Genomic DNA, 15,265 nt, shown 5'->3' on the forward strand with positions numbered 1-15,265 from the left:
CCACAGACCGGCCCGCTTCTCGACCGGAGGTCGCGCACCGCATGTCGATAACGGTTCTCACTCGTGTTACGGTTCCGGCGTTCACAGCTCCCGACCAGGTTGGACGTCTCCCGTGCGCCGCAGCCCCTTGCTGTCCCTGACCGCCCTCCCCCTCTCCCTGACGCTGCTGACCGCCTGCGGTGGTGGCGTTTCCGAGACCCCCGCCGCCCCACCCAGCACCTCGACCGCCCCCGAGGCCACCGAGGTCGGCGCCGCCAAGGCCCGGGTCGCCGTCACCTACGACGGCGGCGTGCAGGTGCTCGACGCCTCCACGTTCGAGGTGCTCGCCGACGTGCCCTACGACGGCTTCACCCGGCTCAACCCGGCCGGCGACGGTCGTCACGTGGTGGTGTCGGCCGCCGGCGGCTTCCACGTCCTGGACGCCGGTGCCTGGAGCGAGCCCCACGGCGACCACTCGCACTACTACACGGCGCAGCCCCACGAGACCGACGTCGTGTACGCCGCGGAGAAGCCGGGGCACGTCGTCCGGCACGCCGGCAGGACGACGCTCTTCGACGACGGCACCGGCAAGGTCGTCTCCTTCGACTCCGAGCACGTCGCCCACGACGCCGTGGAAGAGGGCGAGGCGCGCGAGTACACGACCCCGTCCGCGCACCACGGCGTCGCGGTCGAGCGCAGCGACGGATCGCTCGTCGTCACCGAGGGGACGGAGGAGGCCCGCACCGGCATCCGCGTCCTCGACGCGGAGGACCGGCAGGTCGCGGCGAGCGAGGCGTGCCCCAACACCCACGGCGAGACGGTCGCGGCCGAGGAGACCGTCGTCATCGGCTGCAGCGACGGCGTCCTCGTCGTCAAGGGCACCGAGATCACCAAGGTCCAGAGCCCGGACGCCTACGGCCGCATCGGCAACCAGTGGGGCACCGACGAGTCCCCGATCGTCCTCGGCGACTACAAGTCGAACCCCGACGCCGAGGTCGACCTCACGACGCGCGTCTCGCTCATCGACACGACGAACGCGACCCTGCGCCTGGTGGAGCTGCCCGGCGGCACCTCCTACTGGTACCGGTCGCTGGGCCGCGGCGAGAACGGCGAGGGCGTCGTGCTCGGCACCGACGGTCAGCTGCACCTCGTCGACACGGTGGCGGGCACCGTCACCCGCTCCACGCCCGTCGTCGCGCCGTGGGAGGTCCAGGAGGACTGGCAGGCCCCCCAGCCGCAGGTGTTCACGATGGACGGCACCGCCTACGTCACCGAGCCGGCCACGAAGGAGATCCACGCCGTCGACATCGAGACCGGCGAGGTCTACGCCAGCGGCACGCTGGAGGTCACCCCGAACGAGCTGACCGCGGTCCCCGGCGAGGTCACCGAGTGAGGTCCGCGCCGCTGGCCGGCGGCGCGCTCACCCTGGTCCTCCTCGCCGGCTGCGGGTCCCCGGACCCGCAGACCGGCGGGGAGGACGGGGTCAGCGTGGTGACCACGTCCCACCCCCTGCAGTTCACGGCCGAGGCCGTGGCCGGGGACCGGGCGGCGGTGACGAGCGTCCTGGCCGCCGGGGACGACAGCCACGGCACCGAGGTGTCGACCCGGCAGGTGGCCGAGATGGTCGACGCCGACGTCGTCGTCCACCTCAGCGGACTGCAACCGGCCATCGACGACGCCCTCGACGCGCGGCCGCCGCAGCACCTCGTCGACGCGGCGCGGTACGCCGACGACGACCGCGACCCGCACTTCTGGCTCGACCCGCTCCGGATGGCCTCGCTCGGTCGCGACGTGGCCGGCGAGCTCGCCGAGGTCGACCCCGACGGGGCCGCGGAGTACCGCGCGGGCGCCGACCGGTTCGCGGGCGAGATGGAACGGCTCGACGCCCACTACGCGTCGGCGCTCGCCGGGTGCCGGGACGCCGCGCTCGTCACCTCGCACGAGGCGTTCGGCTACCTCGCGCAGCGGTACGGGTTGCGGCAGATCGGGATCGCCGGGGTCGACCCCGAGGTGGAACCCTCCCCCGCCCGCGTCCGCGACGTGATGGAGGTGGCCCGCGAGAACTCGGTCACCACGGTCTTCTTCGAGGAGACGGCCAACCCCGCGGTCGCGGACAAGCTCGCCCGCGACCTCGGAGTGCGCACCGCGGTGCTGCACCCGGTGGAACGCGTCGCCGAGGGCCAGGACTACCTGTCGTTGATGCGCGAGAACCTCGAGGCCTTGCGGACCGGACTGAACTGCTCGGCCTGACCGACCGGGTCCAGACTGGGCGGGTGAGCGACACCCTCGCCCTCGACGGGACCTACCGCGACCCGCTGTGGGGCGTCACGGTCGTCCTCACTCCGCTGGAGCGGGAACTCCTGCGCTCGTGGTGGGTGCGGCGGTTGCAGTTCGTCGCGCACGCCGGCGCCGCTGCTGCGGTGACCACGCAGTCCTACTCCCGGCTCGAGCACTCCCTCGGCGTCCTCGCCCTCACCGCGCACGTCGCACCCGACGACCACGCGGCGAGGGCGGGGGCGCTGCTGCACGACGTCGGGCACCTCCCGCTGAGCCACACGTTCGAGGGACTCGGAGGGCTGGACCACCACGAGCTCGGACGACACCGGCGAGCGGAACTGCGGCCCGTCCTCGACCGGCACGGGGTCGTCCCCGTCGAACCCCGCCGTCCGGGCCTCATGACGCTGGACCACCTCGACTCCTACGCCCGCAGCGCCCGGGTCCGCGGCCGAGCCGTCGCCCCGGCGGAACTCCTCGCGGGGTGTTCGCGGCTCGACGGGGCCGTGGCGTGTTCCCCCGCGACGGCGGAGGCGCTGTCCGCGCTCGTCGTCGACGAGGCCTGGTCGCAGTCCTCCCCCGCCAACGTCGTCGCCACGGGACTCGTCCGCGACTGGTCCGCCGCCGTCCTCGACGAACCGGGGGTTCCCGCGATGACCGACGACGAGTTCTGGACCCTGCTGCTGACCCACCCCGTGACCGGAGCGGAGGTGGCCGAGTTCCGTCGCGACCCCGGCGCGTGGACCGTCGTGGAGCACCCGGCCCCGGGAGCGGTGCTGCACCGGACGACGCGCCTCTACGTCGACCCGCCCGAGGTCGACGGAACGCCGTGGCGGATCACCGGGGAACTCCCGCCGGTTCCCGCGGAGCGGTGGATCGTGCGGCGCTGACTCGGGGCGCAGCCCGCGCGGGGAACCGTCGCGACCCTAGGGGTGCCCCGGGTAGGCGTGCACGACGGCCCGGTCGAGCTTCGGGACCGCCTGCGCCAGTGCCGTTTCGGCGCGGTGCGCGAGGTCGTGGGCTTCGCCGAGCGTCGACGTGGGGTCGACGTCGAGTTCGGCGTCGGCGAGCAACCGGTGGCCGGTCCAGCGCAAGCGGACCGTCCGCACCGCCAGCACCCCGGGCTGGGCGGCGAGCGTGACCTCGGCGGTGTGGACCAGTTCCGGATCCACCCCGTCCATGAGGCGGGCGAACACGTCACGCGCCGCGGTGCGCAGCACCGCCAGGATCGCAACCGTGATGACGAGCCCGACGAGCGGGTCGGCCAGCGGGAACCCCACCGCCACCCCGCCCGCTCCGACGAGCACGGCGAGGGACGTGAACCCGTCGGTGCGCGCGTGCAACCCGTCGGCGACGAGAGCCGCGGAACCGATGCGCCGGCCGGTGCGGATGCGGAACTGGGCGACCGCCTCGTTCCCGGCGAAACCCACCAGACCGGCCAGCGCCACCCAGCCCAGGTGCTCGACCGGCGCGGGATCGAGCAGGCGCCGCACCGCCTCGACGCCGGCGACGAGCGCGGACGCCGCGATGACCACCACCACGAACAAGCCGGCCAGGTCCTCGGCCCGGCCGTACCCGTAGGTGAACCGACGGGTGGCCGCCCGGCGTCCCAGGGCGAAGGCGATCCACAACGGAACGGCCGTCAGCGCGTCGGCGGCGTTGTGCACGGTGTCGGCGAACAGGGCCACCGAACCCGACGCGACCGCCACGACGGCCTGCAGCGCAGCGGTGACCGCGAGACCCACGAGGCTCAGCTTCACCGCGCGGATCCCGGCGGAACTCGCCGTGAGAGCGTCGTCCAGGGACTCCGCGTGGCCGTGGCCGTGTCCGTGCCCGTGTCCGTGTCCGGTCACGCGCCGGCCTCCGAGTGCAACGCACGCAGTTCCCGGTCGCTGCGGTGGTGGCCGGGAACTCCCGGCCCGGCGTGCTCGGCGTTGTGCACGGCGTCCGTCACGAGCTGGGCGACGTGGTCGTTCTCCAGCCGGTAGAAGATCTGGACCCCCTCGCGCCGCGTGGCCACGAGGCGTGCCATGCGCAGCTTGGCGAGGTGCTGGGAGACGGACGGCACGGGCTTGCCGACGTGCGCGGCGAGTTCACCGACGGGCAGTTCCCGCCCGATGAGGGCCCAGAGCAGCTGCACGCGGGTGGCGTCGGCCAGCATCCGGAACACCTCGACGGCCAGGTCGACCTGGTCGGCCGGCAGCGTGCGACGGCACGCACTACTTGCGTCCATGCGCAAAGAGTAGACGATGGGTCAGGGGTGTGCGGTCCCCGCGGCGATGCCGAGGAGTTCACGGGCCGGTCCGGGCGCCATCCGGGCGGCCCCGGTCCACACCGCGCGCAGAGTCCGGCCCAGGTCGAGTCCCTCCACCACCACGGTGCGCAGCCGCCCCGCGTCGAGGTCGTCGGCGACGGCGAGCCTGCTGAGGACGGCGACCCCGGTGCCGGCGCGCACGGCCTCGCGCACGCTCGTCGCCGTGGTCAGTTCGACGGCGGGCGGCACGGGGACGAGGCCCGCGGCGGCGAGGGCTCGTTCGAGGACGTCCCGCGTCCCCGACCCCTGCTCGCGCGAGACGAGCGGGGTCGCGGCGAGGTCCGCAGGCCCCACGGGGCGGCGTCGTCGCGTCCAGGGGTGGCCGGGGGCGACCACGACGACGAGGTGGTCCTCGAGCAGCTCCCGGCTGCGGAACCCGCGCGGCACGTCGGGGCCCTCGACGAAACCGAGGTCGGCAGCCCCGTCGGCCAGGGCGGCGAGCACCCGCACCGAGTTGGTGGCCAGGAGTTCCACCGGCTGCGGCGCGGCTCTCCCGGCCTCGGAGCGCTGCCGCAGGACCAGGAGCCACCGCGGCACCAGGTGCTCGGCGACGGTCATGCTGGAGGCCACCCGCAACGGCGACGTCCGGTCGGCGCGCAGGGTGCCGATGCCCTCGGCCACCTCCTCGGCGACCTCGAGCAGCCGGGTGGCCCAGCCGGTCAGGAGCGTGCCCGCCTCGGTGGGACGCGAGCCCTGCCGGCTGCGGTGCAGGAGGGCGACGCCCACCTGGGACTCCACGGCGCGCAACCGGTCCGACGCGGCCTGCTGGGTCATGCCGACCTTCCGCGCGCCCCGGCCGATGGACCCCGTCTCCACGACCGCGACGAGCAGGCGCAACGAGGTGAGGTCGGGCACACGGTCCAGGGGCACGTCGGGCAGGGTAGGCAGGTGAGCCCCGCACCGACCGATCCGACCCTGCTGACCCGTCACGTCACGCGCGCCGTCGAGGCGGCCGGCCGGGCCGACGCCACGGTCTTCACCGCGGCAACGACGGACCTGGCGGCGTTCGACGCCGAACAGGCGCGCGTCGTCCTCGGCTGGGTGCTCCGCCAGGCCCTCGAGGAGCAGCACCCCGACGGTCTCGACGCCGACGACGTGCGCGCCGCGGTGGCCGCGACGGCCCGCGGTGCCGCGTGGTTCGGCGGGCTCGACCCGCGCATCCTCGTCGTCGTCCTGGTCGCCGCGCTCGGGGAGCACCCCGATCCCGAGGAGGTGCCCCGGCTCGGTCACGCACTCGTGCTGCAGCACTCCGTGCTGCTCGTGCACGACCTGGCGACCGGCCCGGGGCGCCCCCTGCGGCGGGCCCTCGACGCGGCGCTGGCGGAGGTCCGCCGCGCCGAGACGATGGAGATGCCCTGATCAGACCGCCGTCCTGAGCGGGAAGAAGGACGTGCGGCTGCGCTTGCGCAGGCAGGCGGGACGGCCGTCGTCGGCGGCGTCCCGGACCCGGCGGACCACCTCGGCGCTGCGGGCGTCCAGCTCCCGTTCGACGGCGGTGGTGTCCACGACGGAGTGCCACTCCTTCTCGACCGCGAGGTGGTCGTTGCGACCCTCCTCGTGGGCGACGGTCAGCTGGTGCCGGGCGGCGAGGCTGTAGAGCGCCAGCACCTTCTCCCCGTTCCGGCGGGCGTACGAATCCAGGAACGACGGCGTCAGCGTCCCCTGGTGGGCGGCGAACTCGAGGTCCCGCAGGACCTGGTGCAACGGCTTCACGGCTTCCTCCTCGACCCATGGAGCGCGACCCGGAGCGGGTCGTGGGAGATCGATCGGTCGCCGCCGGTGCGGGACTGAGCCCGCACCTTCTAGATCACCCGGTCGGAGCAGCGGTGCAGACCCGGTCCCGGCCTTCGGCCTTGGCCCGGTAGAGAGCGTCGTCCACGCGGGCCAGCAGCGCCGCCGGGTGCTCCCCCGGTTCGCGGACCGCCAACCCCACCGAGACCGTCTGCGGCGCCGGGCACACCTTTCGCAGGCGGTCGGCCAGGACGTCAGCCACCGCCACCAGGTCCCCCTGCAGGAGGAGCGCGAACTCCTCGCCGCCGTGCCGGGCCAGGACCGCGTCCCCCGGCAGCGCTGAGCGCCAGGCGTCCGCGGCCGCGCGCAGCAGCAGGTCCCCGGCGGCGTGACCCCGGCTGTCGTTGAGCCGCTTGAAGTGGTCGAGGTCGAGCAGCGCGACGGCGACGGGGCCACCGGCCTCGGCGGCCCGCCGCAGGTCCGCGTCCCAGCTGCGGCGGTTCGGCAGACCCGTGAGCTCGTCGGTCCGGGCCAGCCGCCCCTGCAGGTCGGCCTGGCCCTGGACGCTCAGCACCGCGTGGTGGACGCGGCTGACGGCCAGCGCCGACAGCAGCAGCGACCCGGTGCCCGTGACGAGCCAGTCGACGGTGACGCCCGCGACCCCCTGGGCCAGCAGCACGGCGGGCGGCAGGCAGGCCGCTCCGCCGACGACGACCCAGTGCGTGCGGGACCAGGCCCGCGTGCGCGGGACGCCCGTGCCCAGGTCGTCCGAGCGGGGGTGCACCAGCGCCACGGCCTGCAGCAGCAGGGCCAGCTGGAACGGCAGGCCCAACCAGGGCCGCACGTCGACGGGGAGCACGGCCACGAGCGCACCGAAGGCGCTGTCGCCGAACAGCAGGCAGCCCCAGGACGCGGCGAGGAGGTTCGCCGGGCGGGTCGGGGCGCGGCCCGCCAGGCGCAACCGCAGGAGCAGGCCGAGCCCGAGGAGGTCGAGCACCGGGTAGACCGCGGTGAACGCCACGTCGACCGGGTCGGGGTCGCCCGCGAGCGCGGGACGCAGCAGCAGGGCGGTGATGGCGACCCCGAGCCCCGTGACGGCGATGCCGGCGTCGACGGTGGCGGCCCGGTCGCGGGTGCCGCGGTTGAGCAGGAGCAGCCACGTGGTGACGAGGGCGGAGCCGGCGAGGAAGAACGGGTCGGCCGGGACGGCGTACCCGGGCGTCCCGCCGAGGAGCAGCGCGAGCTGGAAGACGCCGTAGCCGACGGCCAGGACGAGGACACCGACCAGCTGGACGAGCCAGGCGGCGCGCTGGGCGGCCGGACGGTGGCGCAGGCGGGAGGCGGCGACGGCGCCGGCCACCGCCGCGGGCCCCACGGCCGCCACGGCCTGGGCGGCCGGAGGACCCCAGCCGTCGACGAGCACTAGGCCGGCGACCGCCAGGACGACGGCGGGACGGGTGCGCGTCACACCCGACCCATCGGCACCTACCGTCCGGCGATGAGGTCGATCTCGACAAGGGCTCCGACGGCCAGCCCCGTGACGCCGACGGTGGTGCGGGCGGGCAGGGGCCCGTCGAACCAGGTCCGGTAGCGCTCGTTGAACGCGGCGAAGTCCGCCTCGAAGTCCGTCAGGTAGACGCGGACCTGCAGCGCGTCGTCCAGGGTGAGCCCGAGCTGGGCCAGGACGGCGGCGAGGTTGGCCCGGACCTGCTCGGCCTGCTCGACGACCCCGCCCTCGACGAGCCGCCCGGTCGCGGGGTCGGTGGGCATCTGGCCGGTGACGAACACGAGGTCCCCGAGCCGGGTCGCGTGGGCGAACGGGCCGACCTGCGGCGGGACCCCGTCGTCGGGGCTGAAGACGAACGTCTCCTTGCGGCTGCTCATGGCCGCGAGCCTGGCAGGCGCTCGACGTGCAGGGGCAGTCCGCCGCGCGGGCGGAGGGTGACGAGCGCGTCGACGGTCCGGGGCGGACCGGCGGGCCGGACGGTGTGGGTGCGCAGGAGCTCGGCCAGGACGAGCACCTCCTCGACGAGGGCGAGGTCGCGGCCGATGCACAGGCGCGGCCCGGCGCCGAAGGGGACGTAGTGGTCTCGGCGGGCCGGCTCGAGGAACCGCTCGGGCCGGAACGCGGTCGGGTCCTCCCACAGCGCGGGGTCGCGGTGCAGCGCCCACGTGCAGACGATGACGAGCGTGCCGGCGGGGACGTCGACCCCGGCGACGACGTCGTCGGCGAGCGCCTGCCGGGTGATGACCCAGGCGGGCGGGTACAGGCGCAGGGCCTCGTCGACCGCGGCCCGCAGGTACGGCAGCCGCGGCAGGTCGTCCCAGCCGGGCGCCGCGTCGAGCGCGGCGACCTCGTCGTGGACGCTGGCGAGCGCGGAGGGGTTGCGGGACAGCAGGTCCAGCGTCCACGTGAGGGAGCTGGCGACGGTCTCGTGACCGGCCACGACGAACGTCACGAGCTCGTCGCGGACCTGCCGGTCGTCCATGCCGGCGGCGAGCATGAGCCCGACGAGGTCGCGCGGGTCGTCGAGGGGGCGGCGCGCCCGGTCGGCGAGGATGCGGGCGCAGACGCCGTCGACGGCGGCCACCTCGCGGGCGAGGCGGGCGCGCGACGGCGTGGGCCAGGCCCCGGGGACGGGGCTGGCGGCGCGGCGGACGACGAGTTCGAGGGCGCGGCCGACGGCGTCGACGAGCAGGGGCGCGTCGTTCGAGAGGTCGGCCGCGGCGAGGGTGTGACCGACGACCTCCAGCCCGGCCCGGGACGTGGCGTCGAGGACCTCCAGCGGCCGGCCGGGGGCCAGCGCGTCCGCCTCGGCGGCGAGCCGGCGCCCGGCGTGGACCGCGTGCGCGGCGACGTCGCGCAGCCCGGCGTGGTGGAACGCGGGCTGGACCACGCGGCGGTGGGTGCGCCAGCGCTGCCCGTCGCCGGCCAGCAGGCCGGGCCCGGTGACGGTGGCCAGGGCGTTGTACTGGATGGTCGCCTTGCCGTAGCCGCGGGCGTTGTCGACGAGCACGCGGCGGACCCCGCCGGGATCGGCCAGGACCAGGACGGGCGTGCGGGGCAACGGGATCGCGGCGGCCGCGCCGTGCCGGGCGGTGACCTCGGTGAGGAAGAGGTGCGGGGCCCGCAGGATGCGCGGGACCGCGCGGACCATGTCGAGCGGGGAGGGCCCGCCGACGTCGAGCGGGGAGTACCGGTTCAGGGGTCCGGGCCTACAGGTACAGACCGGTGCGGCCGGCGTCCTCGCCCGGGGCGGCGACGGCGTGCAGGTCGCGTTCGCGCAGCAGGACGTACCCCTTGCCGTGCAGCTCGACCTCGGCCTTCTCCTCGGGGTCGAACAGGACCTTGTCCCCCGTGGCGACTTGGCGGACGTGCGGTCCGACGGCCACCACCGCCGCCCACGACAGCCGCTTGCCGACGGCGGCCGTGGCCGGGATGAGGATGCCCGCTGAGGACTTGCGCTCCGCGGCGTCGTCCGGCAGGACGAGGACGCGGTCGTGCAGCATCCGGACGGGCAGCTGGTCGGGGGTGCTCACGAGGTCAGCGGCGCTTGCGCACCGCGCGGACGACGACGAACGTCGTGACACCGAGGACCGCGACGCCGACGGCGGCGACGCGCTCGACGCGCAGGCCCCCGCGGTGGTCGAAGGCGAAGGAGTGCACCCGTCCCCGGACGTCGGCCACCGTGCGCTGGGCGATGGTCTTCGGCGCGAGCCGGTCGGTGAGTTCGTCGATCGTGCCCGCGAGCGCGGCCCGACGTGCTTCCACCTCGCGCTCGAGGGCGCGCGGGTCGTTGGTCGTGATCTCGGCCTTGCCGTCGCTGGCCGCCACGGCCACCTCCTGTGTTCCTCTGGACGTCCCCGGAACCGTACCGGAGAAGGTGCGCCCTCTCCTGCGGGGGCTCGCGGGCGCGGGGGCTAGGGTCCCGGTCCATGACGCGTCTGGTGCCCGGAGACCCCGCCCCCGACTTCACGCTGACCGCGCACGACTCCACGACGGTGTCGCTGACGGACCTGCGGGCCGCGGGCCGGCACGTCGTCGTGTACTTCTACCCCGCCGCGATGACGCCGGGCTGCACGACCCAGGCGTGCGACTTCCGCGACTCCCTCGACGCGCTGGCCGCGTCAGGTTTCACCGTGGTGGGGATCTCCAAGGACGGCGTCGACAAGCTCGCCGCCTTCGCCGAGCGGGACGGCATCACGTTCCCGCTGCTGTCCGACCCCGACCACGCGGTGCTCGAGGCGTACGGCGCGTGGGGCGAGAAGACCAACTACGGCCGGACGTCGGTCGGCACGATCCGGTCGACGGTCGTGGTGGACCCCCAGGGCGTCGTGGAACTGGCGCAGTACAACGTCCGCGCCAAGGGTCACGTCGCCAAGCTCCGCAAGGACCTCGGGCTCGACCAGTAGTCTGGCGCCCGAGCGGGAGTGGTGTAACTGGCAGCCACGCAGGATTTAGGTTCCTGTGCCTCCGGGCGTGAGGGTTCGAGTCCCTTCTCCCGCACTCACGCGCTGAGGGGCGTGAACACGACCGGGGTGGTCGTCGGTTGCGCCGACCCCCGGGCGGGTTCGAGCGAGATCCCGACCCCCGTCGCGGACCCGGCCGCCACGACGACCGCCGAACCCCCCGCGGACGTCACGTGCAGCATCCCGGCCGACGTCAGGGCGTCGCCCCGCGCCAGCCACAACTGGTAGTCCCGGCCCCCTCCGGCGGCGGGCAGCCCCGAGGTGAGGACGCCGATCCGGCCGTCGGCCTGGACGAGGGTGGCCGTCCCGCCGTCGGTCGCGGCGACCGTCGAGACCCGGGCGCCCGGGGTGGCCATCAGGTCGGTGATGTTCTGCCGCGCCACCCGGTCCGCGCTGACGACGGTGTCGCCGGAGCGGTTCGCGACGCCCACGCCGACACCGACGCCGACGGCGCCCACGAGGATGCCGGCGGCCGCCACCAGGGCGCTCCACCGCGACGGGCCGCGGCGGCGGGACCGTTCCGAGCTCAGGTCGACGACCGGCGCGGAGGGGCGCTCCTGGGGGGTGGTGGCCAGGGCCGCGAGGACGGACGCGCGCAGGTGCGGCGGCGGTGCCGTCGCGGCGGACAGCCGGGACGCGGTCTCACGCAACGCGTCCGCGTCGGCGCGTTCGTCCGGGTGGGTCCGCAGTCGTTCCTCGAACGCGGCGCGTTCGTCGTCGTCGAGGGCGTCGAGGGCCCACGCGGCGGAGAGCAGCGGGTCGTCGTGCTGGTCCTGGCGGTTCACCGGTCCCCCACCCCCAGCGCGTCGCGCAGCCGGATCAGGCCGTCCCGCAGGCGGGTCTTGACGGTGCCGAGCGGCAGCTGGAGGTCCTCGGCGATCTGGCGGTGGGTGCGTCCGCCGTAGTAGGCGAGGTCGATGGCCTGCCGCTGCACCGGGGTGAGGAGGGTCAGCGCACGGCGCACCTCGTCGGCTTCCAACACGTCCTCCACCTCCTCGCTCACGCTGTCGTACGGGGGGACCTCGCGGAGCCCCGCCTTCTCGTCCCGCAGGGTGCTGGCCTGGGCCGACCGCACCCGGTCCACGGCCCGGCGGTGGGCCATGGTGACGACCCACCCGCGGGCCGTGCCGCGGGCCGGGTCGAAGCGGGCGGCCGTCCGCCACGCCTCCAGGAAGACCTCCTGCACGACCTCCTCAGACTGCGCGGGATCGCGCAGGACCTTGAGCACCGTGCCGTGGACCGCCCCCGCGGTGGCGTCGTAGAACGACGCGAACGCCTGCTGGTCGCCGCGGGCAGCGGCCACCAGAGCGTCCTCGGTGGTGGTGGTCATCGTGGTCACGATGGCACACCCCCTCCGCTCCGCCTGTCAGGAGGTGTTCGTGGCGGGAGGCCCCGTGGATGTGTGACGCGCCTCACTCGACCCGGACGCTGACGGAGGGGTACCCGCTGGCGCCGTCCGGGACGGGCGCGGCCACGACGTCCGTCTGCGGCGTCCCGGTCCCGTCGGTCGCACGGACCTGCAGCGTGTGCGTCCCGGTCTCCTGCGCGTCCCAGTCGAAGACCCACTGGCACCAGGTGTCCGCCGACGCCGAGGGCAGGACGCGCGCCTGCCGCCACTCCCCCTCGTCGACGCGCACCTCGACGCGCGAGATGCCGCGGTGCTGGGCCCACGCGACCCCCGCGACGGGGACGCGGCCGCGCCGGACGGTCGCCGAACCCCGCGGGACGTCGATGCGCGAGGCCGTCTTGACCGGCCCGCGCTCGGCCCAGCCGCGGTCGGTCCAGTACGCGGTCTTCGCCGCGAACGTCGTGAGCTCCAGGTCCACGACCCACTTGCAGGCCGAGACGTAGCCGTACAGGCCGGGGACGACGAGGCGGACCGGGAACCCGTGCTCGCGCGGGAGGGGTTCGCCGTCCATGCCGACCGCCAGCAGCGCGTCCCGGCCGTCGGTGAGCTCGGCCAGGGGCGCGGACAGCGTGAACCCGTCGGTGCTCGTCGCGTAGACCATGTCCGCGCCCGCGCGGACGCCGGCCTCGGCCAGCAGGTCGGCCACGGGGTAGCCGAGCCAGCGAGCGTTGCCGACGTAGTCCCCGCCGACCTCGTTGCTCACGCACGTCAGGGTCACCCAGCGCTCGCGCAGCGGTCTGGCCAGCAGCGTGGCGAAGTCCAGCGTGAGCTCCCGCTCGACCATCCCGTGCACGCGCAGCGACCAGTCCTCGGCGCGCAGGTCGGGGACCACGAGGGCGGTGTCGATCCGGTAGAAGTCCGCGGTGCCGGTGGCGTACCGGGTCAGGCCCTCGGCGACCTCGGCCGCCGGGTCGAGGCCGGCCGGCAGGGCGGGCGCGGGGTCGGCGGGGGCCGGCAGCACGACGGCGTCGCGGGAGATCTCGGCACTGCGGGCCGACACGAGGACCTGACCGCCACCGCCGGTGAGGGCGGCCGCGGCGCCCGTGCCGCCGAGCAGCAGGGCGCGACGGGCGGGGTCGGTGGTCGCCGGCACCCGGCGGACGAGGAGGACGAGCGCGTAGGCGCCCGCGAGGGTGCCGAGGAGCGAGGGCAACGGCGTCAGGGCGGTGGCGTCGGGTCGGGTCGCCGCGGCGACGACACCGACGGCACCCAGCGCGGCGACGACGGCGACGCCGGCGCGCAGCCGGCGCCGGGCCAGCAGCCCCGCGCCCGCCGCCAGCAGCGCGAGCAGCACGGCCGTGGTCGCGAGCAGGACGGTCTTGTCGGACGTGCCGAACGACCGGACCGCCCACTCCTTGACGGGGGCCGGGACGGCGTCGACGACGGCGTCCCCGACGACGACGAGGGGAGCGGCCGACGGGGAGACGATCCCCGCGACCAGCTGCCCCACGCCGAGGGTGAGGGCTGCGGCGAGCACCCCGGACCAGGCGGCCAGCAGCCGACCGGCCCGGTGGTTCCCCTCCGGCCCGTCCGCGCGCGGTGTCCCGTGCACCCCCACGTCACAGGCCTTCGGAGCCGGTCCCGCCGTGGATGGGTCGACCTGCGAGAACGTCGACCACGACCGGGGCCAGGGCCCGGAACGCGCGCCCGCGGTGGCTGATCGCGTTCTTCTCCTCGGCCGTGTGCTCGGCGAGCGTGCGGTCCGCCCCCTCGGGCACGAAGCAGGGGTCGTAGCCGAAGCCGCCGGCGCCGGCCGGGGCCGTCGTGATCGTCCCGCGCGAGCGTCCCTCCCGCACCGCGCTCGTCCCGTCGGGCAGGGCCAGGGCGGCGGCGCAGACGAAGGCGCCGCCGCGGTGCTGCGCGGGGACGTCCGCGATCTGGGCGAGCAGCAGCTCCAGGTTCGCCACGTCGTCACCGTGCCGCCCGGCCCAGCGGGCCGAGAAGATGCCCGGCGCCCCGCCCAGGACGTCGACGGCGATGCCGGAGTCGTCGGCGATCGCGGGCAGGCCGGTGGCGTCCGCGACGGCGCGCGCCTTGAGCAGCGCGTTGCCCGCGAAGGTCACCTCGATCTCGGCGACCTCGGGCACGTCGTCGAACGCGTCGACGGTCAGCACCTCGACGTCGGGCAGCAGGGGCGCGAGGACCGCCCGCAGCTCCCCCACCTTGTGCGCGTTGCGGGTGGCGAGCACGACACGGCTCATCGGGCGAGCGCCTCCGCCTGCAGCGCAGCGAGTCTCGTGGTCCCCGTGAGCGCGAGGTCGAGCAGGGCGTCGAGCTCGGCCCGGTCGAACGGCGCGCCCTCGGCGGTCCCCTGCACCTCGACGAACTTCCCGTCGCCGGTCACGACGACGTTCATGTCCGTCTCGGCGCGCACGTCCTCGACGTACGGCAGGTCCAGGACGGGCACCCCGTCGACGACGCCGACGCTGATGGCCGAGACGGAGCCGGTGAGCGGCTGCTTCGACGCCTTGACGATGCCCTGGCCGCGGGCCCAGGAGATCGCGTCCGCGAGCGCCACGTAGGCGCCCGTGATCGCGGCCGTGCGGGTCCCGCCGTCGGCCTGCAGGACGTCGCAGTCCAGGACGATCGTGTTCTCCCCCAGCTGGCCCGTGTCGACGACGGCGCGCAGGCTGCGACCGATGAGACGCGAGATCTCGTGGGTGCGGCCGCCGATCCTGCCCTTGACGGACTCGCGGTCGCTGCGGGTGTTCGTCGAGCGCGGGAGCATCGCGTACTCCGCGGTCACCCAGCCCTGCCCGGACCCCTTGCGCCAGCGCGGGACGCCCTCGGTGAAGGAGGCCGCGCACAGGACCCGGGTGCGGCCGAACTCCACGAGGACGCTGCCCTCGGCGTGGTCGAGCCAGTTGCGGGTGATGGTCACGGGGCGCAGCTCGTCGGCGGCGCGGCCGTCGGCGCGGGCGGGGGTGCTGGTCACTCCCCCAGTGTGACCGATCACAGGACGTGGCGCTCGGAACACCCTGCGTCGCAACGCGTGGCCGTTGCGTGAACGTGGCCCCACGACGGCCCGCGGGGGTCCATGCTGGGCCCCATGTCTCGACGTTCGACGGCGGCACTGGTGCCCGGTGACC

19 protein-coding genes and 1 tRNA gene are annotated in these 15,265 nt (G+C 75.1%); 6 read left to right on the forward strand and 14 right to left on the reverse strand.

The window, feature by feature from the left end; all coding sequences use genetic code 11:
• Nucleotides 1–112 precede the first annotated feature (112 nt).
• Genes aztD through ACFEMC_RS15900 form a run of 3 tightly spaced genes read left to right on the forward strand, consistent with a single transcriptional unit; the run spans nt 113 to nt 3,143 of the window.
• Nucleotides 113–1,372 carry a zinc metallochaperone AztD gene (aztD, locus tag ACFEMC_RS15890; protein WP_380170540.1) on the forward strand — a complete coding sequence of 420 codons (1,260 nt, stop codon included), beginning with the start codon at nt 113–115 and terminating at the stop codon, nt 1,370–1,372.
• Nucleotides 1,369–2,229, forward strand: a complete 861-nt coding sequence (locus tag ACFEMC_RS15895) for a metal ABC transporter substrate-binding protein (protein WP_380170541.1) — start codon at nt 1,369–1,371, stop codon at nt 2,227–2,229. The genes aztD and ACFEMC_RS15895 overlap by 4 nt, the downstream gene beginning before the upstream one ends.
• 23 nt (nt 2,230–2,252) lie before the next feature.
• Entirely contained in the window at nt 2,253–3,143 is an 891-nt protein-coding gene (locus ACFEMC_RS15900; RefSeq protein WP_380170542.1) for an HD domain-containing protein, read from the forward strand.
• Between the two features lie 36 nt (nt 3,144–3,179).
• Here the strand turns inward: ACFEMC_RS15900 and ACFEMC_RS15905 are convergent, their stop codons facing one another.
• The 3 genes from ACFEMC_RS15905 to ACFEMC_RS15915 are packed head-to-tail and all read right to left on the reverse strand — an operon-like array spanning nt 3,180 to nt 5,437.
• Nucleotides 3,180–4,106: a cation diffusion facilitator family transporter gene (locus ACFEMC_RS15905; protein WP_380170543.1), complete on the reverse strand. Its 927-nt coding sequence runs from the start codon at nt 4,104–4,106 to the stop codon at nt 3,180–3,182.
• Nucleotides 4,103–4,486: an ArsR/SmtB family transcription factor gene (locus ACFEMC_RS15910; RefSeq protein WP_380170544.1), complete on the reverse strand. Its 384-nt coding sequence runs from the start codon at nt 4,484–4,486 to the stop codon at nt 4,103–4,105. Before ACFEMC_RS15910 ends, ACFEMC_RS15905 begins: the two co-directional genes overlap by 4 nt.
• Before the next feature lie 21 nt (nt 4,487–4,507).
• Nucleotides 4,508–5,437: a LysR family transcriptional regulator gene (locus ACFEMC_RS15915; RefSeq protein WP_380170545.1), complete on the reverse strand. Its 930-nt coding sequence runs from the start codon at nt 5,435–5,437 to the stop codon at nt 4,508–4,510.
• 18 nt (nt 5,438–5,455) lie between these two features.
• Between ACFEMC_RS15915 and ACFEMC_RS15920 the strand changes: the two genes are divergently transcribed.
• Entirely contained in the window at nt 5,456–5,926 is a 471-nt protein-coding gene (locus tag ACFEMC_RS15920) for a hypothetical protein (protein WP_380170546.1), read from the forward strand.
• Here ACFEMC_RS15920 and ACFEMC_RS15925 read toward each other — a convergent pair whose 3' ends face one another.
• The 6 genes from ACFEMC_RS15925 to ACFEMC_RS15950 form a co-directional block, all read right to left on the reverse strand.
• Nucleotides 5,927–6,280, reverse strand: coding sequence for a hypothetical protein (locus ACFEMC_RS15925; protein ID WP_380170548.1), 354 nt, complete (start codon nt 6,278–6,280; stop codon nt 5,927–5,929).
• A gap of 94 nt (nt 6,281–6,374) precedes the next feature.
• The gene (locus tag ACFEMC_RS15930; protein ID WP_380170549.1) at nt 6,375–7,766 is read right to left on the reverse strand and encodes a diguanylate cyclase domain-containing protein; all 1,392 of its coding nucleotides are present in this window, start codon (nt 7,764–7,766) and stop codon (nt 6,375–6,377) included.
• 17 nt (nt 7,767–7,783) lie between these two features.
• Entirely contained in the window at nt 7,784–8,182 is a 399-nt protein-coding gene (locus ACFEMC_RS15935; protein ID WP_380170550.1) for a RidA family protein, read from the reverse strand.
• Nucleotides 8,179–9,504 carry a cytochrome P450 gene (locus tag ACFEMC_RS15940; protein ID WP_380176823.1) on the reverse strand — a complete coding sequence of 442 codons (1,326 nt, stop codon included), beginning with the start codon at nt 9,502–9,504 and terminating at the stop codon, nt 8,179–8,181. Before ACFEMC_RS15940 ends, ACFEMC_RS15935 begins: the two co-directional genes overlap by 4 nt.
• Before the next feature lie 10 nt (nt 9,505–9,514).
• Nucleotides 9,515–9,808, reverse strand: coding sequence for a GroES family chaperonin (locus ACFEMC_RS15945; RefSeq protein ID WP_380176825.1), 294 nt, complete (start codon nt 9,806–9,808; stop codon nt 9,515–9,517).
• A 34-nt stretch (nt 9,809–9,842) separates the two neighbouring features.
• Nucleotides 9,843–10,133 carry a DUF3618 domain-containing protein gene (locus ACFEMC_RS15950; RefSeq protein ID WP_367639183.1) on the reverse strand — a complete coding sequence of 97 codons (291 nt, stop codon included), beginning with the start codon at nt 10,131–10,133 and terminating at the stop codon, nt 9,843–9,845.
• 101 nt (nt 10,134–10,234) lie between these two features.
• Here ACFEMC_RS15950 and bcp point away from each other — a divergent pair, with 101 nt between their 5' ends.
• The gene (gene bcp, locus ACFEMC_RS15955) at nt 10,235–10,711 is read left to right on the forward strand and encodes a thioredoxin-dependent thiol peroxidase (protein WP_380170551.1); all 477 of its coding nucleotides are present in this window, start codon (nt 10,235–10,237) and stop codon (nt 10,709–10,711) included.
• 12 nt (nt 10,712–10,723) lie between these two features.
• A tRNA-Leu gene (locus ACFEMC_RS15960) sits at nt 10,724–10,805 on the forward strand.
• A 1-nt stretch (nt 10,806) separates the two neighbouring features.
• On the opposite strand, the gene ACFEMC_RS15965 is transcribed toward ACFEMC_RS15960, so the two are convergent.
• The 5 genes from ACFEMC_RS15965 to rph form a co-directional block, all read right to left on the reverse strand.
• Nucleotides 10,807–11,553 carry an anti-sigma factor domain-containing protein gene (locus ACFEMC_RS15965; protein ID WP_380170552.1) on the reverse strand — a complete coding sequence of 249 codons (747 nt, stop codon included), beginning with the start codon at nt 11,551–11,553 and terminating at the stop codon, nt 10,807–10,809.
• Entirely contained in the window at nt 11,550–12,098 is a 549-nt protein-coding gene (sigK, locus tag ACFEMC_RS15970; RefSeq protein WP_380170553.1) for an ECF RNA polymerase sigma factor SigK, read from the reverse strand. The genes ACFEMC_RS15965 and sigK overlap by 4 nt, the downstream gene beginning before the upstream one ends.
• Nucleotides 12,099–12,180: 82 nt before the next feature.
• Nucleotides 12,181–13,728 (reverse strand): molybdopterin-dependent oxidoreductase, encoded by a 1,548-nt coding sequence (locus tag ACFEMC_RS15975; protein WP_380170554.1) that lies wholly within the window; start codon nt 13,726–13,728, stop codon nt 12,181–12,183.
• Between the two features lie 7 nt (nt 13,729–13,735).
• Nucleotides 13,736–14,377 carry an RdgB/HAM1 family non-canonical purine NTP pyrophosphatase gene (rdgB, locus tag ACFEMC_RS15980; protein WP_380170555.1) on the reverse strand — a complete coding sequence of 214 codons (642 nt, stop codon included), beginning with the start codon at nt 14,375–14,377 and terminating at the stop codon, nt 13,736–13,738.
• On the reverse strand, nt 14,374–15,111 hold the full coding sequence (rph, locus tag ACFEMC_RS15985; protein ID WP_380170556.1) for a ribonuclease PH: 738 nt from the start codon (nt 15,109–15,111) through the stop codon (nt 14,374–14,376). The genes rdgB and rph overlap by 4 nt, the downstream gene beginning before the upstream one ends.
• Between the last annotated feature and the right edge of the window lie 154 nt (nt 15,112–15,265).

Origin of the sequence: Kineococcus sp. DHX-1 (assembly GCF_042473625.1) — a bacterium.
Lineage (GTDB): Bacteria > Actinomycetota > Actinomycetes > Actinomycetales > Kineococcaceae > Kineococcus.

Excerpts from the sequence above, each read along its gene's own strand:
- ACFEMC_RS15910 (WP_380170544.1), bottom strand. The coding sequence starts at position 4,486 with ATGGACGCAAGTAGTGCGTGCCGTCGCACGCTGCCGGCCGACCAGGTC.
- ACFEMC_RS15935 (WP_380170550.1), bottom strand. The coding sequence starts at position 8,182 with ATGAGCAGCCGCAAGGAGACGTTCGTCTTCAGCCCCGACGACGGGGTC.
- ACFEMC_RS15945 (WP_380176825.1), bottom strand. The coding sequence starts at position 9,808 with ATGCTGCACGACCGCGTCCTCGTCCTGCCGGACGACGCCGCGGAGCGC.
- bcp (WP_380170551.1), top strand. The coding sequence starts at position 10,235 with ATGACGCGTCTGGTGCCCGGAGACCCCGCCCCCGACTTCACGCTGACC.
- sigK (WP_380170553.1), bottom strand. The coding sequence starts at position 12,098 with ATGACCACCACCACCGAGGACGCTCTGGTGGCCGCTGCCCGCGGCGAC.
- rdgB (WP_380170555.1), bottom strand. The coding sequence starts at position 14,377 with ATGAGCCGTGTCGTGCTCGCCACCCGCAACGCGCACAAGGTGGGGGAG.